The organism is Staphylococcus petrasii (genome assembly GCF_002902565.1).
GTDB lineage: Bacteria > Bacillota > Bacilli > Staphylococcales > Staphylococcaceae > Staphylococcus > Staphylococcus petrasii.
On record NZ_PPRC01000006.1, the window covers coordinates 51,097 to 73,090 of the forward strand.

At 35.4% G+C, this 21,994-nt stretch carries 16 protein-coding genes and 2 pseudogenes; 16 read left to right on the forward strand and 2 right to left on the reverse strand.

The genetic code is table 11. The features are described 5' to 3' along the window. Positions 1-158: 158 nt before the first annotated feature. A complete protein-coding gene (locus tag CD127_RS01235; protein ID WP_103365459.1) occupies positions 159-1,553 on the forward strand; it encodes a YfcC family protein in 1,395 nt (464 codons plus the stop codon). Between the two features lie 133 nt (positions 1,554-1,686). Here the strand turns inward: CD127_RS01235 and CD127_RS01240 are convergent, their stop codons facing one another. After that, on the reverse strand, positions 1,687-2,886 hold the full coding sequence (locus CD127_RS01240) for an MFS transporter (protein WP_103365460.1): 1,200 nt from the start codon (positions 2,884-2,886) through the stop codon (positions 1,687-1,689). Between the two features lie 158 nt (positions 2,887-3,044). Between CD127_RS01240 and CD127_RS01245 the strand changes: the two genes are divergently transcribed. From CD127_RS01245 to CD127_RS01290, 8 genes are all read left to right on the forward strand, one after another. Then, the gene (locus CD127_RS01245; RefSeq protein WP_103297799.1) at positions 3,045-3,935 is read left to right on the forward strand and encodes a LysR family transcriptional regulator; all 891 of its coding nucleotides are present in this window, start codon (positions 3,045-3,047) and stop codon (positions 3,933-3,935) included. Between the two features lie 108 nt (positions 3,936-4,043). Next, on the forward strand, positions 4,044-4,823 hold the full coding sequence (locus CD127_RS01250; RefSeq protein ID WP_103365461.1) for a (S)-acetoin forming diacetyl reductase: 780 nt from the start codon (positions 4,044-4,046) through the stop codon (positions 4,821-4,823). 469 nt (positions 4,824-5,292) lie between these two features. Further along, the gene (locus CD127_RS01260) at positions 5,293-5,802 is read left to right on the forward strand and encodes a YfiT family bacillithiol transferase (RefSeq protein WP_103365462.1); all 510 of its coding nucleotides are present in this window, start codon (positions 5,293-5,295) and stop codon (positions 5,800-5,802) included. A 192-nt stretch (positions 5,803-5,994) separates the two neighbouring features. Further along, on the forward strand, positions 5,995-7,029 hold the full coding sequence (locus CD127_RS01265) for an SDR family oxidoreductase (RefSeq protein ID WP_103365463.1): 1,035 nt from the start codon (positions 5,995-5,997) through the stop codon (positions 7,027-7,029). A gap of 175 nt (positions 7,030-7,204) precedes the next feature. Beyond that, positions 7,205-8,818: a xylulokinase gene (locus CD127_RS01270; protein ID WP_103365464.1), complete on the forward strand. Its 1,614-nt coding sequence runs from the start codon at positions 7,205-7,207 to the stop codon at positions 8,816-8,818. Positions 8,819-8,849: 31 nt separating this feature from the next. Further along, positions 8,850-10,154, forward strand: a complete 1,305-nt coding sequence (locus CD127_RS01275) for an MFS transporter (RefSeq protein WP_103365465.1) — start codon at positions 8,850-8,852, stop codon at positions 10,152-10,154. A 15-nt stretch (positions 10,155-10,169) separates the two neighbouring features. Next, positions 10,170-10,952, forward strand: a complete 783-nt coding sequence (locus CD127_RS01280) for a glucose 1-dehydrogenase (protein WP_103365466.1) — start codon at positions 10,170-10,172, stop codon at positions 10,950-10,952. Between the two features lie 619 nt (positions 10,953-11,571). Next, complete coding sequence (locus CD127_RS01290; protein ID WP_103365467.1) at positions 11,572-13,275, forward strand: ABC-ATPase domain-containing protein; 1,704 nt, start codon at positions 11,572-11,574, stop codon at positions 13,273-13,275. Positions 13,276-13,416: 141 nt separating this feature from the next. Here CD127_RS01290 and CD127_RS01295 read toward each other — a convergent pair. Beyond that, a pseudogene (locus CD127_RS01295) lies at positions 13,417-14,909 on the reverse strand (FAD-binding protein). 241 nt (positions 14,910-15,150) lie between these two features. Between CD127_RS01295 and CD127_RS01300 the strand changes: the two are divergent. The 7 genes and pseudogenes from CD127_RS01300 to CD127_RS01330 all read left to right on the forward strand — a co-directional run bounded on the left by CD127_RS01300 (position 15,151) and on the right by CD127_RS01330 (position 21,982). Next, positions 15,151-16,338, forward strand: a complete 1,188-nt coding sequence (locus tag CD127_RS01300; RefSeq protein WP_103365468.1) for a spr1629 family repressor/antitoxin — start codon at positions 15,151-15,153, stop codon at positions 16,336-16,338. A 64-nt stretch (positions 16,339-16,402) separates the two neighbouring features. Beyond that, on the forward strand, positions 16,403-17,785 hold the full coding sequence (locus CD127_RS01305) for an NAD-dependent succinate-semialdehyde dehydrogenase (protein WP_103365469.1): 1,383 nt from the start codon (positions 16,403-16,405) through the stop codon (positions 17,783-17,785). Between the two features lie 111 nt (positions 17,786-17,896). After that, positions 17,897-18,676 (forward strand): hypothetical protein, encoded by a 780-nt coding sequence (locus CD127_RS01310; protein ID WP_103365470.1) that lies wholly within the window; start codon positions 17,897-17,899, stop codon positions 18,674-18,676. A 180-nt stretch (positions 18,677-18,856) separates the two neighbouring features. Next, a complete protein-coding gene (locus tag CD127_RS01315; RefSeq protein WP_103365471.1) occupies positions 18,857-19,930 on the forward strand; it encodes an NAD(P)-dependent alcohol dehydrogenase in 1,074 nt (357 codons plus the stop codon). A 137-nt stretch (positions 19,931-20,067) separates the two neighbouring features. Beyond that, complete coding sequence (locus tag CD127_RS01320; RefSeq protein ID WP_103365472.1) at positions 20,068-21,045, forward strand: DUF418 domain-containing protein; 978 nt, start codon at positions 20,068-20,070, stop codon at positions 21,043-21,045. Between the two features lie 88 nt (positions 21,046-21,133). Beyond that, positions 21,134-21,366: pseudogene (locus tag CD127_RS01325) on the forward strand (MMPL family transporter); the annotation flags it as partial. 175 nt (positions 21,367-21,541) lie between these two features. Then, positions 21,542-21,982 carry a MarR family winged helix-turn-helix transcriptional regulator gene (locus CD127_RS01330; protein WP_103365473.1) on the forward strand — a complete coding sequence of 147 codons (441 nt, stop codon included), beginning with the start codon at positions 21,542-21,544 and terminating at the stop codon, positions 21,980-21,982. Positions 21,983-21,994 lie beyond the last annotated feature (12 nt).

Genomic DNA, 21,994 nt, shown 5'->3' on the forward strand with positions numbered 1-21,994 from the left:
ACACTATCAAGATGAAGTGTTATCGCTTTTTGTTTTATCATGTAAAAATAAATGGTTTCTTTTAAATAAAATCTTAATTATTAATTCTAAATAGGGTATGATAAAAATAATAATTTTTGTAAAATTCAATCAATTTTAAAATAAAGGTGCTGATAAGGATGGGAGAAAGGAAATCAATCAAATTTAGATTTAAAACACCTCATACTTATGCGTTATTGATGTTTGTGGTAGGTCTCGCATGGTTATTAACGTATATTATTCCAGCAGGTGAATATACAAGAGAAAAGAAAGGTGGACAGACTTTAGTCGTTTCTGGAACATATCATACTGTTGATTCTCCGCATTTGAACTTTTTAGAAATATTCAGATCCATTCCTGAAGGCTTAATCAGTGGTGGAGAAATTGTATTTTATATCTTTTTAGTAGGTGGGGCGTTCGGTATTATTCATAAAACAGGCGCGTTTGAAAATGGCGTTAATAAGGCAATGCGAACGCTAGGTAAAGCTAATTTTTTAATGATACCTTTAACAATGACAGTATTTTCAATTTTAGGATTTACTATAGGTTTAGCTGAAGAAACGATTATATTTGTGCCTATCGGTATTATTATTGCACGTACATTAGGATATGATGCGTTGACGGGGGCTGCAATGGTAATTTTAGGTGCGGCAAGTGGTTTTAGTGGGGGTATGTTAAATCCATTTACTGTTGGGGTAGCACAAACTGTAGCAGAATTGCCAATGTTCTCGGGTTGGGGACTGCGTACTATTATTTACTTGTTTATTTTGACAGCAGCTATTTCAACAGTAATGTTATACGCACGTAAAGTTAAAAAAGATAAAACGAAAAGTATTGTTTATCATCTAGAAAAAGAAGAAGGTCATACAAACCAAAAAGTTGAATATCAACATTTTAGTAAACGCCAAGCCTTTAGTTTATTAATTATTGTAGCGACTATTTTATTCAATGTATTTGGTATCTTTATGTTTGATTGGACTTTTAATCAGATGAGCGCTAACTTCTTGCTTTCTGGTATTATTGCTGGCTTGGTAAGTGGTTTAGGTTTGAATGGAACATTTGATGCTCTAATTGAAGGTATGCAGAATATATTATTTGGAGCAATGATTGTAGGCTTTGCTAAAGGTATTGTAGTTATTTTGGAAAATGGAAAAATTATCGATACAATCGTTCATGGTATGACAACATTATTATCAAACGTACCAGCTTCTTTAGTCATTATTGCTATGTTCATCTTACAATTTTTACTAAACTTTTTTATACCATCTGGCTCTGGCCAAGCGTTAACAACTATGCCATTGATGGTTCCTATATCTGATTTATTGCATATTAATCGACAGCTTACAGTCCTTGCATTTCAGTATGGTGATTCGATTAGTAATATACTATTTCCAACCTCAGCTATTCTTATGGGAGCATTAGCTGTAGGTCGTATTTCATACACAGAATGGATTAAATTTGTTTGGAAATTGATCCTTTTATGGGTGATTATTTGTGCCGTTGCAATGTCAATTGCATTAGTAATTGGTTATTAAAAAAGATTAAAAGGTAAGACTGACGTTTGTCTGAAGTTAGTGGGAAGGGTGTCTAATAAACGTTGATATATCAATAAAAAGAGCAAGACCGCATTCTTTAAAGATACGGTCTTGCTCTTTGCTTAATATTAATTTATTTAACTTCTTTTGCAGCTTTTTTAAATGGTTGTTTATGATTTTTACCGTGTACAAAGAAGTAAACAATAATTGCGATAACAAGTAATGCTGCCATTGATAAATATAAGTTGCGGTAACCAATATATGGAATGAATAATCCAAGAATGAATGGTCCCATACCAGCACCAAAGTCAACAAAGATATAGAATGTTGAAGTAGCTAAGCCCATTTTGCTTGCTGGTGATTGTTGAATAGCGATAGCTTGTGCTGTCGGAATAATTGTTCCGTAACCAAAGCCGATAAATGCTGCTGAAACTAATAATGCAAATGGTGTATGAGTCATACCTAAGATAACTAGTCCAATAGCGAAACTTACTAATACTGGGTACATTACCTTATTTTCCCCAAAATTATCATAAATCTTACCTGTAAATGGTCGAGTAACGAATGTTGCAATCGCGAATACAACAAAGAAGAAACTTGATGCAGTGACTAAGTGAAGTAAGTCTGCATAAATAGATAAGAATGAAAGTACACTGGCGTACGCAACACCAACTAACACAACAACCATTGAAATTGGTAATGCTTCTTTTTGTAAGAATGCGTTAATACCTTTAGGTTTAACTGTTTCTTCTTCTTCAGAAACAGCATTCATTGGTAATTTTTTAATGAATAGAGAAAAGATTAAAGAAATAATAATACTTACTAAACCAATCGCAAAGATTGATGAGAAACCTAAATTGTTATTTAATACTAAACCAAGGAATGGTCCAAAAGCTGAAGCAAGCGTTACACTTAAACCGTAGTAACCAATACCTTCACCTTTACGTTCCTCTGGAATAATACGAGATGAAATGGTACCTGTCGCAGTTGAAGAGAATCCAAACGCGATACCATGGATTAAACGAACTAACATTAGAACCCAAATGTTAGTAATAGCGAAATATAAAGCAATCGCGATAACTGATGCGATGACGCCTCCGAGTAAAACATTTTTAGGTTGTAGGTTATCTATAATACGACCCGATCCAAGTCTTCCGCCTAACATACCTATAATAAATACACCTGCAGCTAAGCCGCCAACACTTTCTGAAGCGTTATATTGATCAATTGTAAATTCTGTAATTGTAACAATTAACATGTAGTGTATTAAATACATGAATAAATTAACTATCGTTACGAATATAAAGTCTTTAGTCCATAGACGTTGACCCATTGTTTCCCTCCTTAATATTGATATTTTTTGAAAAATAGCTGATACATTTTAAAATTGTTCACTAAATATACAAACTCTATTATAGTAATAACTAATACTAATGTATAATTAGAATTATTGAATTAACTATAAGTAAAACTGATATAAAGAGGTATGAGATGAACTTTGAACAATTAAGTTATGTAAAAACAGTTTATGAAGAAGAATCCATTATTCGAGCTAGTGAACTGATGCATATAAGTCAGTCTGCGATGAGCCAGTCTATCGCAAATTTAGAGAAAGAATTAGGTTATAAGTTATTTTATCGTTCTAGAAAAGGGACAGTACCTACAGAAGTGGGGAAACGATTAATTCCTAAGATACTTGAAATAGAAGAAGCGAAAGATAATCTATGGTCAGAAATAAAGAGTTTAAATACAAATATTGAAGGTAAAATCAAAATTGCTACTATTCCTACTCTTTTTCATAAACGGTTGCCTAAAGTTCTATCTCGTTTTAAACAACATCATCCTAACGTTGAAGTGGAAGTTTTAGAAGCGGATAGAGAAGATATCTTAAAAATGGTTGAAGATAATGAAATTGATATTGGTTTAATAGGAAAAAAAGAATTTGGCGAAACGTATCATCATATTGTGGAACATCCTCTTAATCTTACTTCCAATTTTAAATTAATTGTTCCTGCTAAATCCAAACTGACATTTAAAGAAACAATTAAATTGGAAGATATTAAACATTATCCATTCGTATTATATGATCGAAGTTTTTATCATCATCATTTAAAAGAATTTGAAAAAGAAAATGGAGAATTAAAGGTCGTGTTCCGTACAAATAATCCTATTGTAATGATGCGCATGATTGCTGAAGGTTTAGGCATTGGTATTGTTTCTAGTTTAATGCTTGAAAATGATCCATTCTTAAATAATGAGTTAATAGAGGCGTTACCTTTAGGACAACCTTTCGATTATTCTATTTATTTTGCAGCTATGATTAATAAGGAAAGAAACAATGAACCTACTGTTTTAGAATTTATTAATTATTTAAAATCTTAATCAAATCAACCTTATAAAAGCACCAACTATTATTCATAAAGCGTTCAAATTATTAATATATAAAAGTGATAATATAATAAATGAATAATATTTTAAGAGGTGTTTTTTATGAGTAATGCGAAAAAAGTTGCAGTAGTTACAGGCGCAGCCCAAGGTATCGGATTTAAAATTGCTGAACGCTTATTTAAAGATGGCTTTAGCGTTGCACTTGTAGACTTTAATGAAGAAGGCGCTAAAAAAGCAGCAGCTTCATTAAAAGCAGAAGGACAAGAAGCGGTAGCATTTAAAGCAGATGTTTCAGACCGTGAAAATGTCTTTAATGTATTACGTGGCGTTGTAGAACATTTCGGTGAGTTTAATGTATTAGTTAATAATGCTGGTTTAGGACCAATGACACCTATCGACACAGTAACACCTGAACAATTTAGCCAAGTTATTGGCGTTAACATTGGTGGTGTCTTCTGGGGTATCCAAGCTGCTTTAGAACAATTTGAAAAATTAGGTCATGGCGGTAAAATCATTAACGCTACTTCTCAAGCAGGGGTTGAAGGTAACAAAGGTTTATCTTTATACAGTAGTACTAAATTCGCTGTGCGTGGTTTAACTCAAGTAGCTGCACGTGACTTAGCAGAAAAAGGTATTACAGTTAACGCCTATGCGCCAGGTATCGTTGAAACTCCAATGATGGAAGGTATTGCGATTAAATTAGCTAAAGAAAATAACCAACCTGAAGAGTGGGGCTGGAAACAGTTCACTGATCAAATTACATTAAAACGTTTATCTAAACCAGAAGACGTTGCGAATGTAGTAAGCTTCTTAGCAGGTAGCGATTCTGACTACATTACTGGTCAAACAATTATCGTTGATGGTGGTATGAGATTCCACTAAAACCAGGCGACAAACCTAGCTTGTACTTAACGTTAAATAATTTCTAGAATTAAGTACAATTTAAAACAAAATAGTATATAATATTGTTTAAACTTATGAAACAGAAAGGGAAAAAGTGGATGAGGTTAAACAGTATTAATTTAGTTTCTATTATTTTATGTATATTATCATTCCTTTTAGCCATCTCAATTATGTTTACGAGTATGTTTTGGTATTTACCGGGATTCTTCGTATTACTGTTATCAGTAATTTCTAGTATCGTAGGTATGATGAGTGGCAACAGACTATTAAATGGGGCAACTTTGATTTTAACAATTGTTTTTTTTGTTATTTTTTCAAGCCCATTACTTTTAGCATAGGACAATAACATATATTTTTACGAAGTGGCTTACATCCTCAACGGTGTGAGCCACTTTTAAATTAAGGTGAAAAGGGTAAATGTAAGTATTAAATTTAAGGGGGTTAAAGTATGGATGTGAGATTTCCTATTGGTCAATTTGAAGCGCCTAAAGATCCAACTTTAGTAGATGTGAAACAATGGATGAGTGAAATTGAGGTTTATATTAATCATTTAAAAGAAACAGTCGATCATTTAAGCGATGAACAATTAAAGAAACAGTATCGTGAAGGCAGTTGGACGGTAAGACAACTTGTCCATCATATTGCAGATTCACAAATTAATTTATATGAACGTTTGAAAATGGCTTTAACTGAACAAGGTGTTACAGCCTTCATGTTTAATCAAAATAAATGGGTTGAATTACCTGATTCATTCTTACCTATTGATATCTCTCTTCATATTTTAGAAGGTTTAAATAAACGTATTGTTGAAATGGGAAATCAGGTCACAGAAGAAGACTTATCACGCAAAATTACATTATCTGATGGTAGTGATGTGTCAGTAGCTGAGTTATTGGCGAAGTTATCTTGGCATGAAAGACATCATTTAGAACATATTAAAATTGCGTTGTCGAATTAAGAGGGTAAGACGTCTTATATGCATACAATTTATTAGTATTTTGGAATCGTCAGCTATTTGGAAGTGCCTTTTCAAAAAATAAAATCTACAACCTTAGCATGAAATTTATTAACCTCGGAACTTATAAAAGGACAAAAATTTAAAACCTGCTATAATCTAAATTTATTAAGAGAGAATTGGGGAGGAAGTTTCATGAAAGAGAAGGTTCTAGTGACAGGCGGTTCAGGGTTCTTAGGCTCACGTATTGTGTCGGAATTATTAAGGCAAGGGTATAAAGTGCGTACGACGGTGCGTTCTTTAGATAAGAAGCCGAGCGTAATAGAAACAATTAAAGCACAAGGCGTGGATACTGAACATTTATCGTTTGTGGTAGCGGACTTATCAAGAGAAGATAATTGGGAAAATGCAATGGAAGATTGTACGTATGTAATGAGTGTGGCTTCTCCAGTGATTATGGGCAGCGTCAGTGCTAAAGATGAGGAATCTATTAATAAGCAAGCGATTGAAGGTATTCAACGTATTTTAAGAGCAGCTGAAAAGTCTGACGTAAAGCGCGTCGTGATGACTGCGAACTTTGGCGCGGTTGGTTTCAGTAACAAAGATAAATCAAGCGTAACTACTGAAGAATATTGGACAGATCCTGATGAAAAAGGTTTGTCTGTATATGAAAAATCAAAATTACTTGCGGAAAAAGCAGCGTGGCGTTTCGTCAAAGATACATCTCATGATATTGAATTTACGACGGTTAATCCTGTAGCGATTCTAGGGCCTTCTTTAAACAAGCATATGTCTGGAAGCTTCCAATTCGTAGAAAATATAGCGAATGGTTCAATGAAACGTATTCCTAATATTGCATTGAATATTGTGGATGTGAGAGACGTCGCAGTGTTACATGTGTTAGCGATGCAGACGAAAGAAGCGGCTGGTAAACGATTTATCGCAACGACAGAGGGCCAAATTACGATGCCTGAAATTGCGCAATTAATTAAAGAGAAACGTCCAGATGTGGCTAGAAAAGTTTCGACAAAAACATTACCTGACTTTGCGGTTAATATTGGCGCGAAGTTTAACAAGACTGCTCAAGAAGGTAAATTGATGCTTGAAATGAATAGAAACGTCAGTTACCAACGCGCACGTGATATTTTAGGTTGGGAACCTAAGTATTCGAAAGAAGAAGCGCTTCTAGCTTCAATTGATAGCATGACGAAATATGGTATTTTAAAATAAAATATTTAGACTGAATATAGGCACCTTTATCTTATAGATGTAAATATAGGATAAAGGTGTTTTTTTACTTTAAAAACTTGTAAATATTGTAAATTTTACCTTGTTGCATGAAATTTGCATGTGCTAGGATTGATTTGCGATAACGTTTTCATAAAAAGATAAGCGAGATGAGATGATGAATTCTACAGAAGTTAAGCAGTATATTGAAGATGGAAAATTAACCGTAGGCATCGAATTTGGCTCGACTCGAATTAAAGCCATAGCTATTGATGACCAATGTCAAACGCTAGCGACAGGTTCTTTCGAATGGGAGAACAGCTATCGCGATGGCTATTGGACGTATTCAATGAATGATGCTTGGGTTGGCATTCAACAAAGTTATGCCGCAATGACACAAGAATTGAAAGATAAGTACGACGCTACTGTAACTAAACTCGCTTCACTAGGTATTAGTGGTATGATGCATGGTTACTTACCTTTTAACGAGAAGGATGACTTACTCGTGCCTTTCAGAACATGGCGCAATAACAACGCGAATAAAGCAGCGGAAATTTTACGTGAAGATTTCCAAGTGAATATTCCAGAACGTTGGAGTATCGCGCAACTTTATCAATCTGCCTTAGACCAAGAGCCTCATGTTGAGCACGTGCGTTATATGACAACACTTGCCGGCTATATTCATTGGTATCTAACTGATGAGAAAGTGCTTGGTATTGGCGATGCTTCAGGCATGTTCCCAATCGACAGTGAAACACAAGATTATCGTCAAGATATTCTAGATCGTTTTAATGCTCTGTTTTCTGAAAAGGGGTATACCCAAGATATTCGCGACATTCTGCCTAAAGTAGTTGTAGCAGGTGAGTGTGCGGGACGTCTTACAGAAACAGGTGCTAAATTAGTCGATCCAAACGGTGAATTACAAGCAGGGTGCCCTTTATGTGCACCAGAAGCTGACGCGGCAACGGGGATGGTTGCGACAAATAGTGTAGCTCCAAGAACAGGTAATGTTTCTGCGGGTACAAGTATTTTTTCAATGATTGTCTTAGAAAAACCAATTAAAGCTGTATATCCTGAAGTCGATATTGTCACTACACCAGATGGTTATGAAGTTGCGATGATTCATGCGAATAATTGTACTTCTGATATTAACGCTTGGGTAGATTTATTTGGCGAAGTGTTAGATACCATGGGCGTGCAATACGATAAAGGAGAACTTTTTACAAAGTTATTTGAAAGCGCTTTAAAAGGTGATAAAGACTTAGGTAAATTATTATCTTTTGGCTATATTTCAGGTGAATTTATTACAGATGTGCAACATGGTTATCCTATGCTCGTACGTTCTGTTGATAGTAAATTCAATCTTGCCAACTTGATGAAGACACATATTTATAGTGCCTTCAGTACATTGAAAATCGGTATTGATTTATTGAAAGATAAAGAAAATATTCAAATTGATTCAATGTACGGCCATGGCGGCATTTTCAAAACGGAAAAAGTCGCGCAAACAATCTTAGCGGCTGCGCTTCAAAGTCCGGTGTTAGTTATGCAGACGGCGAGTGAAGGTGGCGCATGGGGTATCGCAGTGTTAGCAAGATACATGATTGAAGAAGAAACAACGAATTTAGCAACATATCTTAATGATTTCGCATTTAAAGGCACGGAATCTCTAACAATTGAACCTACGAAAGAGGAAATTGATAGTTTTAGTGCTTACACAGAACGCTTTAAACAAGGCATTCCACTTGAACGTCTTGCGCATGAACAATTTCATTCAGAACAATCAAATTAATTATTAAACAAAGGTAGAAAGTGGGATTAAGGTGGTTAATGATTTACAAAAACAGCAACGCCAGTTTTTAGGTTTACCTATGGTCTTAATTTGGGGTTACATTGCCGTAGCAATCTTTATGACTGGTGATGGGGTAGAACAAGCATTTTTATCTAAATATATTATGAGTCTTGGCTATAGTAATGCAGAAGCAGGAAATGTATTAACAGTTTATGGGTTAATCGTTGCCGTAGCTTCATGGATGTCAGGTGTTATGGCTGAAATCTTCAGTCCAAAACGTATTATGACACTAGCATTTATTATTTGGATTATCTTCCACGTCGGATTTTTAACGTTAGGTTTAGCTCAAGATAACTATGCAATGATGATGATTATGTATGGTATCCGTGGATTTGCGTATCCAATGTTTATTTACAGCTTTGTAGTTTGGATTACATATTCTTCACCTAGCCACAAACTTGCATCAGCAATGGGTTGGTTCTGGGCAATGTATTCAATCGGCATTGGCGTATTAGGTTCATATTTACCAAGTTTCACAATTCCATTTATTGGTGAATTAGGTACATTATGGTCATCTATTATCTTTATCGCAATTGGCGGACTTATTGCCATGTTCTTTGTTAAAGATAATAAAGGCGCAGATGTTGAAGCAAAAAACATGACTAGAGGGGAAATTTTAAGAGAATTTGGACGCGGTATTACGATTTTAGGTAACAAAGATGTAGCGGTTGCCTTTGTCGTACGTATTATCAACCAATTATCTTTATTCGGTTTAGTTGTTTTCTTACCACACGTTTACACAGCTGATTTTGGTTTCACAACATCACAATGGTTACGTGTATGGGGCTTAATGTACTTCGTCACAATCTTTACTAACTTATTCTGGGGTGTCGTTGGTGACAAGATTGGTTGGGTACGTCAAGTACGTTGGTTCGGTTGTATTGGTATGGCTATAGCAACCTTAGCGTTCTATTACTTCCCAGCATGGAGTGGTCCGAATGTGTTTGTGACAACATTAATCGCGTTAATGTTAGGTTTCGCAGTTGCGGCGTTTGTGCCAATGTCAGCCATTTTCCCAACGTTAGTGCCTGACCACAAAGGTGCTGCCGTTTCAGTACATAACTTAGCGGCTGGTTTAAGTAACTTCATTGGTTACGGACTTGCGAGTATCGCACTTACGTTTACATCAGCTGAAGTAACAATTTGGATTTATGCAATTCTTTACGTTGTTGGCTTTATATTGACGTTCTTTATGAAAGTGCAACAACCGAGTACACAAGTAAATACCACAGTTACTACACAATCAAATACAGCAGTTAATGCACAATCAAATTAGAAGGGTGAGAGAATCATGACAAACATTATTGATCAATTTAAAATTAACGGGAAAGTTGCAATCGTAACGGGAGGCGCAATGGGTCTAGGTAAAGCTATGGCTGAAGCCTTAGCACAAGCGGGCTCAGACATTGTTATCGCCGATATTAAATTAGACTTAGCTCAAGAAACTGCTAATGCAATCGCTGAAAATGAAGGCGTCAAAACAACAGCATTAAAAGTAGACGTTACAAATCCTGAAGACGTTAACAAAATGGTTGAAGACGTTGTTAAAGAATATGGCAAAATTGACGTCTTAGTAAACAATGCGGGTATGACAATTAATGAAAAAGCAGAAGATGTATCATACGAAAACTGGTTAAAAGTCATTAACTTAAACTTAAACGGCGTATTCTTAGTAGCACAAGCGGTAGGTCGCCAAATGATTAAACAAGGTAATGGTTCAATCATCAATACATCTTCTATGTCAGGTTTAATCGCCAACAAACCACAAGAACAAGCATCTTACAATGCTTCTAAAGCAGGCGTTATCATGTTAACGAAAAGTTTAGCGATGGAATGGTCTAAATATGGTGTTAAAGTTAATACAATTGCGCCAGGATACATGAAAACAGCATTAACTGAACCAATGTTCAATACTGGTGGAGAAATGATCGATTACTGGATGGGCGCTACACCAATGGGTCGTCCAGGTGAACCAGAAGAATTAGGCGGTATCGTAGTATACCTTGCTTCTGATGCATCATCATTCGCACAAGGTAGTGTCTTCACTATTGATGGTGGTTACACTGCATTATAATTTTTTTTTGAACGTACGAGAAAGGAAAATTTGCACTTTTTTGGCACTAGTGCTATTATAAAAATGAAAAGAGCACTAGTGCGCTAACACTAATGCTCCAGCAAACCCGTTAAAAAGACGGTGGCTTTAGTTTTGGATAAAAATAACCATCTAACTCGCCAAAGTTAGGGATGGTTATTTTTTTTGAGAAGTTTTAATCAATTCAATTATAACTTCTATTAATTTAATTACTGCGTATAAATAATCTATTGCTAAACTTATTAAGAAGCAAAAGATTATTATTAGCGTAATCAATGGCTTTCTCCTTTCTAAAGATTTTAAAGATACCTTCATAGGCATCACCTCTTTGTACTAAGATTAGCTACCATCCATCTAACTTGTTTGTGCTTTTATTATATCATTTTTTTATAGTATAATAAAAATATAAGAAGTTCGTTTCTTATATAAGCCCGTCAAATAGACGGTGGCTTTAGTTTTGGATAAAAATAACCATCCTACTCATCAAAGTTAGGGATGGTTATTTTTTATGCCTAAAATTAAGAATTTCTAGAATAAAGTTATGGCGCCCGGGTAGGTTGGGTAAACAATTTATATATACTAACTGAACGGAGGAATAACTATGAAACGCTCGACAGAACTTGAAAAGACATTGAAGTCTTTAGATGGCCAAAAATATGGAGCGTATAAACGAACAAAAGGCACTTATGCTTTTGATCAATTTCGATTAGCCATAGATCATGTGCAAGTAGATCCTTTCGCACCACCTTCAAAAATGCGTCTTATGATTGATCGTAATATCGCGCAAATACCAGACAATTTACTGGATACGAAGGATAAACGCATCGCAGTAGCTGACTTTCTAACAAGAACATTTGCTAAGCAAGCTGCGAAATTTAATCATACGGTTAAAGGCGCCGGTAAAAACGGTAAAATCTTTATCGACCATTGTGGACAAGAAATTCTGGAACGTACTGCAGTTGTTATCAATGATAAAGATATCGAAGTGCGCATTGAAGTAGGTATGCCAGCTGCAGGGCGTAAGATTCTTGGAAAAGCAGCAGCGCATACTTTAATTCAAGGACTTCCATCAATTGTTGACCAATCACTCATTTTCAAAAATATTAATCAACAAGCACTTCAGAATCAAGTGACATTAAAACTGGATCAAACGTATATTAGAGAACAACTTGAACAACATAACTTAGTTGCTTTCGTCGCCAATGATTCTATCTTACCTAGAAAAAGCGGTGTCTCTGACGCACCTATGAAAGATGCAATTAAGTTTACGAGTCCTGAATCAGTAGAAGCTACATTTAACTTACCTAGTGGTCGGGCAGTCACAGGGATGTCTATTCCAGAAGGTATTACGCTCATTGTTGGTGGTGGATATCACGGTAAATCAACATTACTTGAAGCTTTAGAGCGTGGCGTTTATAACCATATTCCTAACGATGGACGAGAGTTTGTCCTCACACGCCATGATGCTATGAAGATTCGTGCCGAAGATGGCCGTAGTATTCAAAATGTGAATATCAGTCCGTTTATCGATAACCTGCCGGGCAAGAAAGATACGACGCACTTTTCAACAGAGAATGCTAGTGGAAGTACATCTCAAGCGACGAATGTGATGGAAGCGTTAGAAACGCAAACGTCTACCTTATTAATTGATGAAGATACATCTGCTACTAACTTTATGATTCGCGATGGACGTATGCAGAAGTTAATTGCGCCTGACAAAGAGCCGATTACACCATTTTCAAGTAAAGTTAAACCACTTTATGACGATTATAACGTTTCTACTATTCTCATTGTTGGTGGTTCTGGCGATTACTTTGATGTGGCAGACCATGTCTTGATGATGGATGAATATCATTTGAAAGATGTGACGTCCGAGGCTAAAGCAATTGCTGATGAAGATGGATATAAGCGTGATGCTGAGTCAAATGCTCACTTTGGTGACACTCCAGCTCGTGTGCCTTTAGGTGCTTCATTTTCCAAAAAAGGAAAAGATGATCGTTTGAAAGCGAAAGGTTTGCATACCGTCATGTATGGTAAAGAGGCTATCGATATTTCTGGTTTAGAGCAACTGATTGATGATAGTCAGACGAATGCGCTCACGGTAATGATTGATTACTTTAGACGTCATCTGATAGATGAGCATACGAATCTTATTGACGCTACAAATCGTATGTACGCTTTGATTGAAAAAGAAGGCCTTGAAGCGGTATCGCACTTTGAAGGACACCCAGGCAATTTAGCTTTACCACGCAAACAAGAATTCATCGGCACGTTGAACCGTTATCGAGGATTAAAAATTAAATAGTTGTTATAGAGGAAAAGCGTATTGTGAGGCACGGGGCTATGTCACAATACGCTTTCTTTTCATATTACACTAAAATGTATAAAGAATGATAACTTATGCAAAAGAAAAGTTGTCATTTTTTAGTGTGAATATTTATGAATTTTAATGTATATGGTTGTGAATACCTTCGGCTGCACGGATACCGCTAAAGATACAACCGCCTAGGAAAGTACCTTCAAGCGCGCGATAACCATGAACACCACCGCCACCAAAGCCTGACGCTTCTCCAGCAGCATACAAACCTGTGATAGGTTGCATATTATGATTAAGGGCTTGGCCATCAAGGTTTGTTTGAATACCGCCAAGTGTTTTACGGCTAATAATATTTAATTTAACCGCAATTAACTTACCATTTTTACCACTTAAAATTTTATGAGGTTTTGCGGTACGTACCAGTCTATCACCCAAGAATTGACGGGCATTATGAATAAACGAAATTTGAGGATCTTTACTAAACTTGTTATCAATTTGTAAGTCTCTGGCTTTAATTTCATGTTTAATCGCTTCATAATCAAGCAAGTCGCTACCGGCTAAGTCATTCATTTTCCGAACAAGCGTCCCTAAATCATCAGCTATCACGAAATCTGGACCTTTATTCATAAATGCCTCTACAGGAGACGTCGCTTTACTGCCTAAACGTTCTTGAATCAGCAATTTAATATCTTTATCCGTCAAATCTGGATTCTGTTCAGAACCTGATAACACAAATTCTTTCTTAATAATATCTTCCGTTAAGATAAACCATGAATAATCGTAACCTGTCTTCATAATCGTTTCTAATGTATGCAACGTATCGAATCCAGGGTAATCTGGATGAGGTGACCATCTGTAGAATCGGGCACGCCTTGAATCATCGTTTGAGGCGGATTGCCTAAACGTTTAGGCCAATATTTACGGATTAACGGCATATTCGCGCCAATACCGCCAGAAGTGATTAACAATTCATCTACTGGATAATGGAAAGTATCAATAACCGTACGAGAAGATTTCTCGCCACGTTCAACGTCACTTGGCTCTAAGATATTCCCAGCTACATGCGTCACTTGATTATGCTCAATGCCAATTTCTGTTACTTGATGGCGCGGTAGGAATTCAAATTGGCCTTCTTGCTCTTTTTGGAAAATGTATTTAACAAACGGTTCCACAAGTCCTGGACCAGTACCCCATGTAATGTGAAAACGAGGCACTGAATTACCATGACCTGAGGCAGATGAACCACCACGTTCTGCCCAACCTAAAATAGGAGTAAGGCGGATGCCCGTATCTTTTAAATATTGTTCTTTTTCAAATGTCGCAAATCTTACATACGCTTCTGCCCATTGTTTCGCCCAATAGTCTTCATCATTAGGACGGTCAAATTGCGCTGAACCTAACCAATCGTTCAATGCCAATTCATAAGAATCCTTAACACCTAAACGTTGTTGAATTTTAGAATTCACAAGAAATAAACCACCAAAAGACCAATACGCTTGTCCGCCAATCGCTTGGCGTGGCTCTTGGTCTAGCATTGTCACATGATAACCTTTCTTTAATAGCTCAGTAGCTGCCACCAACCCACTTAGCCCGGCGCCGATTACAAAAATCTTTTTATTCATATTAAACTCCTTAAAAACTCTTAATTTAAATGCATTCATCATATTTTATCAAGGAATAGAACGAAGCGAAAATGAAAAATGGAATTTTTGAAGTTAATAGATAAATTTAAAAAATAGTTTTTAATTCATAAGGAACTTTAATTTTTATGCTTGATTTCAAATTTTACTTTAAAAAAATGATTGATTTTACGAATTTTATTAATTAAATTAAATTTAACATCATGAAAGTAAGGTGCTTAAAATGTTTATAGGAAGAAACCTTGAAAGTATAAGAATACTTAAAGGTATGAGTAGAAAAGAACTAAGTAAGGAATTAAACATTAGTGAACAAGCCATTTGGCAATATGAAACTAAAAATATGGTTCCAGAAATCAATAAAATTTATGAACTAGCAAACTTATTTCAAGTAACAACAGCATATTTTATCGAAAACCAACCAAAAGAATTCAGCAATACAAGGCTTAATAAGACTTCAATTGCTTTTCGCGCAATTAATTATAAAGCATCGACGAAAATTCTTGAAAAACAGTTTTGGCAAGCTAATTATCTTACAAATCTTACTAACTATTTCTTTAAATTTGTGCAGAGCCCGCCAGTTAGTATTCTAAAAATAGTAAAAAAAATTGAAGATGAATTTGAAAGTTATCAAAAAAGATCCGAATTTATTAAAGCTGCAGCAAGCTTTGCACGTAAACAGCTTATGAATGATAAAGATAATAGATATTTATTATTTAATTTAGAAAAAAGTGGAGTGATAGTTTACGATAAAAAAATTGATAGAGATGCGGATGCTTTTAGCTTTTGGTCAATAGATGACACTCCATTTATTATATTAGGTAACAATAAAGGAATCGCAGTAAGAAGGAATTTTGATATTGGTCATGAATTAGGACATATTTTATTACATCGCCATATTGAATTTAGTAATTTAGAGCCGGAAGATTATAAAAATATTGAAAAGGAAGCCAATGAGTTTGCTGGAGAATTTTTACTTCCTGAAAAAGAATTTATTGAAGACTTTAATAAAATAACAAAAAAGTCAAATCCAGATTACTTAATAACATTAAAAGAAAAATGGCTAGTTTCAATTCAAACTATAGCTATTAGAGCTTATAAATTAGGGTTATTAACTAGAAGCCAATATAATTATTTATGGGCTAACCTCAATAAAAAAGGATACAAATATGAAGAACCTTTAGATAAAGAATTGATTATTTCTAAGCCAGTTAAAATGAATAGTTTACTTGATTTTTTATTTAAAAAAGAAATGCTTACTCCCCATTTTTTATTAGAAGACTTGAAGGTAAATTCAGAATTTTTATATGAAATTGCGGGAATTGATTCAAGAATATTTGATAAATATATGGAAAATGAAAAAGAAAAACAAAATGGTGAACTCATAAATTTATTTAAGAATAATTATTATTAAGCTAAATGATTGGATATTTACGGGTATATACTTATATCAATCATTCTAAAAGGGGTGGATTATAGTGGCATCATTAGAAGTATTAAATCCAGCAACAAATGAAGTAATTGAAACGTTAGAATATACAGACGAAGCAACGGCTAAACAACAAATTGAGAAGGCACATGAAGCGTTCAAATCTTGGAGAGAAGTAGACGCACATGAACGTGCTGATAAATTATATAAATGGTTCTCACACATTAACGAACATAAAGATGAATTAGCCAAACTGATTACTAAAGAAGGCGGTAAACCGTTAAAAGAAGCTCAAGGTGAAGTAGATTATGCCAATTCATATGTGTCTTGGTATGCCGAAGAAGCGAAACGTATTTACGGACGTACGATTCCAGCCAATACGCCTGATAAAAATATCATTGTGAAGAAATTTCCAGTAGGTGTGGTAGGCGCGATTACACCATGGAACTTCCCAGCAGCAATGATTACACGTAAGATTGCGCTAGCGTTAGCTGCAGGTTGTACTATTGTTTGTAAACCAGCCACACAAACACCATTAACTACTATTCGTTTAATCGAACTTGCACACGAAGCGGGTATCCCTGAAGACGCGGTGCAATATGTAGTTATGTCTGGTAAAGATGCTGGAGAACTGTTCACGAAACATCCAATCATGCAGAAAGTCACATTTACTGGGTCAACTGATGTCGGTAAGAAATTGATTGCGCAGGCTGCAGAATCTGTTGAAAATGTAACAATGGAACTAGGCGGACTAGCACCATTAATCGTTCACGAAGATGCAGATATTGAATATGCAGTAGATCAAACAATTGCGTCTAAATTCCGTAATGCAGGCCAAACATGTATCTGCGCAAACCGTGTTTATGTACACGAAGCAATTGAGAAAGAATTTACTGAACAATTAACTCAAAAAGTTCATGATTTAAAAGTGGGTAACGGCATGGATGAAGGCGTTACAATTGGACCGCTTATCAATAAAGATGGCGTCGAGAAAGTGGTTAATCAATTGAAAGATGCAGAATCTAAAGGTGCGAAATTATCTCGCTCATTAGAAGACGCTCAAGAACTTGGCGGTAACTTCTTGAAACCTGTTGTCGTATCAAATGCGAACCAAGACATGTTAGCAATGCAAGAAGAAACGTTTGGTCCGATTGTACCTATTGCAACGTACTCTGACTTAGAAGATGCGATTCAAATGGCGAATGATACGCAATTTGGCTTAGCTGCTTACTTCTTTACAAATGACTATCGCACAGGCTTCCACTTATATAATTCACTTGATTATGGCGTTATCGGTTGGAATGATGGCGGTCCATCAGCAGCACATGCGCCATTTGGTGGTATGAAAGAAAGTGGTTACGGTCGTGAAGGTGGCACAGAAGGTATCGAACCTTACTTAGAAACGAAATATTTATCAATTGGTAATATGTAAGCCACAACGCTCGCTTCTCAATTTATGGGAAGCGGGCTAATTTTCTGTAATTTAGTCGCTTATATTCTGTTATTATGAAAATGAAAAACAGATAGAGGGCGTGAGCACATAATGACAAATATGCTATTTTACATTAACGGTACGCAAGTAACTCAAAAGAAAGTAAATAAGTGGGAAACAAAACGTCTAAAACATGTCTATAAATATTTAGCAAAATATCCTGAAGCTCAGTTCAATAAAGATGTCAAAGCATGGGTTAAAAATAATGATTTAGATAAAATGAAACAAGAAATTGCTCAAGCTAAACTTAACATTACCTTTTCAAAACTAAGAAAATTAATGAAATTAAAATATGCAGTAGGTAACTTAATCTCAGCAATAGCGACTAAGCTATCGTTTGGACAACGCAAAATGAGTACAGTGGAAATAGCTGTACCTAATAGCCATTTAAATGCTCAGGAAGTGGTGGATGCTTTAGACCGAGTAATGATGCTGAAGACGCCTGAACATGATGAAATTAATGTAAAAGCCAATCCAGATCATTATGTACTTGAAGGTATTACTGCAGAAATTCAAGAAGTGCTTGAAACTACAGGGGGCAGTCCATTACCGACACGTTTCTTTGCTCATTATAATGATGAAACGAAACTTAAATCTCGCATGTCGGAAGATTACCAGATTGAATTACCGGGCGTCGCTAAATTGAAAAATGGTACAATTATAGGCGGTATGCGTCATCAAATTCGCAATGAAAATAATGGCTTTCGTTTTAAAGCATTAGTTGAATTTCCAGCAATTTTACCAGACTATATGATACATCAACATCAATATCATTTATGTTGTGAATTTGGAAATTGGCTTACTTACATTTTAGAAGTTGAAAGTAAATAACGTCTTAAACTATAATTCGCTATCTTATAAAGTAGCGAGCTTTTTATTATCCAAAAAAATTATTGTGAATTAATTATTTTTGTTTAAAATTACTATCAAAATATTTATGAAATCGTTTACACAAACTCTTTTCAGTGGAAAAATAAAGGAGAGATACATAAACATAGGAGGATGTTTGAAATGAGTGAATCAATTCCAGAAAAAATGAAAGTTGCATTAATGCATGAACCTTATGATATTGAAATTATTGAAAGAGACGTACCGTCAATCGGACCTAAAGATGTCTTAATCAAAATGATGGCAGTAGGCGTATGTGGTTCAGACGTTCATTATTACGCACATGGTCGTGTAGGTGAATTCGTAGTTGAAAAACCAATCGTTTTAGGACACGAATGTGCAGGTATGGTCGCTCAAGTTGGGGATGAAGTGACTGACTTTAAAGTAGGCGACCGTGTAGCAATCGAACCAGGTGAACCTTGTCGTGAATGTGAATACTGTAAATCAGGTAAATATAATTTATGTCCGTATATGGAATTTATGGCGACACCACCGTACGATGGTGCGTTCTGTGAATATGTGAGTCACCCAGCAGACTTCATTTATCATTTACCAGACTCAGTTACATATGAACAAGCGACATTAGTTGAGCCGTTCTCAGTAGGTTTACAAGCATGTAAACGTGCAGATATTAAACCAGGTTCAACAGTAGTCATCATGGGAATGGGTCCAGTAGGCTTAATGGCAGTAGTCGCTGCGAAAGCATATGGCGCTACAAACATTATCGTTTCAGATTTAGAAGAGAACCGCTTAGCAGCCGCAAAACGTTTAGGCGCAACGACAACAATTAATATTAAAAATGAAGATGTCGTGGAACGTATTAAAGAATTAACAGACGGCCAAGGTGTTAACTATGCGATTGAAACAGCGGGTAACCCAATTGCCTTAAGAAGTGCATTAAACTCATTAAAAGATGGCGGTACACTAGCAATCGTTGGCTTACCACAAGAAGACATGAACGAAATCAATGTACCATTTATCGCAAACCACGAAATCAACATTGTCGGCGTATTTAGATATGCGAATACGTATCCTCAAGGTATTCAAATTTTAAGCACAACAGATGCAGACATCGATTCATTATTTACACATCAATTTGAACTTGATGATACAAAACAAGCCATGGAATTAACACGTACAAGTAAAGGTGACGCCTTGAAAGTTATGGTTTATCCTAATGGATTTTTAGAAAAATAATTTTTTGAAAATGTGGCATCTAACCTAGGAACGAAAAGTGTCTTTCAAATGTGAAAGATAAACTTCACAAATTGTAAGATTAGGTAAATGCACCTCACTATGTAGCCTCCTACCATAAAAGGTAAGGAGGTTATTTTATGAATCAAAAACGTATTATCGGGTTAGATATTATCCGAGGACTTGCGATTGCTATTGTTCTATTTGCGAATGTAAGAGAGATTATGCCTATTATGGAAGGGGAGAAACAACCCCATTTCACACAAATAGATCACTTTATTAAACAATTCTTTGCTATGTTTATAGACATGCGTTTTATTACGTTATTTACTTTATTGTTTGGTATAGGCATGGGTATTTTTATGAATAATGCACGTAAAAAAGAAATATCACCCATTAAATTAATGTTTCGTCGACTCATCTTCTTATTTGTGGTAGGTATCCCAGGATTAATCTTAATACTGCCATATGCGCAATACGCTATCTATGGATGTATTTTGATGTTCCTATTCTTATTACCTAAAGCACGCTATACATTATGGGTATCAATCGTACTTCTTGTCGCGAATATTGGAATGACAATAGGGACGCCTCAAAATAATAATGTTGATGTCATGTTTTTAGGAGTAATGGCATTTGGCTTATATTTATCACAAAGTGGCATCATTTATAGATTTAAAGAATACAAGAAATTCTTTATGAGTACGTTAGCCATAAGTAGTATTGTCATTATAGGCGCCTTAGTATTAAAACAATTGGACCCACATTTTGCTTGGTATAGTGTTGAGGATATGGTAACGCCTTTCCAAAGTATCATTTACTTTGTTCTACTACTCTTTATTACCGATAGAAAAAGTGTTCAACGTGTTATGACACCTTTTGAAAAACTAGGGAAAACAGCATTTACGAATTTCTTAGTTCAAATGATTTTCTTAGATTTATTCTTAGCTTTTGTATTCCCTTATCCACATCCTACGCCATTACAAGCTATTTATATCGGTATACCTATTCTAGTAGTGTTCATTCTACTAACATATTGGTGGCTAGCACACTATCGCCAAGGGCCATTAGAAATGTTGTGGCGTAAATGGACTTATAAAAATGTTTCTCAAAAATAATAAAATTAATTATAAATAATCGGATTAATGAGTAAGTGTACCAAAACATACGCATTAATCCGATTTTTGTATTTTATAAAAAATGACAGCTATGAAGAAAATGGGCTCAGTCATCATGACAGCATGTATCATTATTGTAGGTACGATTGCAGCGCTTTATACTTCTGGAGTAAACACATTAAGGCAAATTGCAACGGTGTTAATCATAGGTTTAGTAATATTAGCTTACTTATTTTACCTTTATTTATTCCGGCTATAGTAACTACATTAGGCAAAGGGAATTGGTGGCCGTTTAAAGCACCTAATACAACTAAAGATTAAATATGAATTCTAAATAGTCTATAAATGAATGATCTTTAAGTTCATTTATGGGCTTTTCTTATACCATTTTTCTAGAAGGTAAAGATGTGATCACGTAGTAAACAGATTGGTTGATTAATCGTGCACGATTGATTAGACTGTAATCAATCGCAAACGACTGAAAAGAGGTGTGATTTTGGAAGAAAAGAATATGACATTGGCGAATCAATTATGCTTTTCTGCATACAATGTTAGTCGCTTATTTGCGAAGTTTTATGAGCAACAATTGAAACCGTTTGGCTTAACTTACTCTCAGTATCTAGTCTTATTAGCTTTATGGGAACATGATAATCAACCGTTACATGAAATCGGTAAACAATTAGATTTATCGAGTAATACACTGACGCCCCTTTTAAAAAGACTAGAGCAAGCAGGGTGGATAAAGCGTGAACGTTCAGAAGCGGACAAGCGCCAGTTAATGGTGTCGTTGACCGCGAAAGGACAAGAACAACAAGAAGCCGTCTTTGAAGCGGTGGCGAAATGTTTACCGCCAGAGCTAGATGAAGCACAGTATAACGAAGCAAAAGATGTAATGAATCAACTTGAACAATCATTGAAAGCACTCACGACTAAATAAAGAAAAGGATGA

What these genes read in the sequence shown, in the direction of transcription:
- CD127_RS01235 (WP_103365459.1), top strand. Translation starts at nt 159, where the DNA reads ATGGGAGAAAGGAAATCAATCAAATTTAGATTTAAAACACCTCATACT.
- CD127_RS01240 (WP_103365460.1), bottom strand. Translation starts at nt 2,886, where the DNA reads ATGGGTCAACGTCTATGGACTAAAGACTTTATATTCGTAACGATAGTT.
- CD127_RS01245 (WP_103297799.1), top strand. Translation starts at nt 3,045, where the DNA reads ATGAACTTTGAACAATTAAGTTATGTAAAAACAGTTTATGAAGAAGAA.
- CD127_RS01250 (WP_103365461.1), top strand. Translation starts at nt 4,044, where the DNA reads ATGAGTAATGCGAAAAAAGTTGCAGTAGTTACAGGCGCAGCCCAAGGT.
- CD127_RS01260 (WP_103365462.1), top strand. Translation starts at nt 5,293, where the DNA reads ATGGATGTGAGATTTCCTATTGGTCAATTTGAAGCGCCTAAAGATCCA.
- CD127_RS01265 (WP_103365463.1), top strand. Translation starts at nt 5,995, where the DNA reads ATGAAAGAGAAGGTTCTAGTGACAGGCGGTTCAGGGTTCTTAGGCTCA.
- CD127_RS01270 (WP_103365464.1), top strand. Translation starts at nt 7,205, where the DNA reads ATGAATTCTACAGAAGTTAAGCAGTATATTGAAGATGGAAAATTAACC.
- CD127_RS01280 (WP_103365466.1), top strand. Translation starts at nt 10,170, where the DNA reads ATGACAAACATTATTGATCAATTTAAAATTAACGGGAAAGTTGCAATC.
- CD127_RS01290 (WP_103365467.1), top strand. Translation starts at nt 11,572, where the DNA reads ATGAAACGCTCGACAGAACTTGAAAAGACATTGAAGTCTTTAGATGGC.
- CD127_RS01300 (WP_103365468.1), top strand. Translation starts at nt 15,151, where the DNA reads ATGTTTATAGGAAGAAACCTTGAAAGTATAAGAATACTTAAAGGTATG.
- CD127_RS01310 (WP_103365470.1), top strand. Translation starts at nt 17,897, where the DNA reads ATGACAAATATGCTATTTTACATTAACGGTACGCAAGTAACTCAAAAG.
- CD127_RS01315 (WP_103365471.1), top strand. Translation starts at nt 18,857, where the DNA reads ATGAGTGAATCAATTCCAGAAAAAATGAAAGTTGCATTAATGCATGAA.
- CD127_RS01320 (WP_103365472.1), top strand. Translation starts at nt 20,068, where the DNA reads ATGAATCAAAAACGTATTATCGGGTTAGATATTATCCGAGGACTTGCG.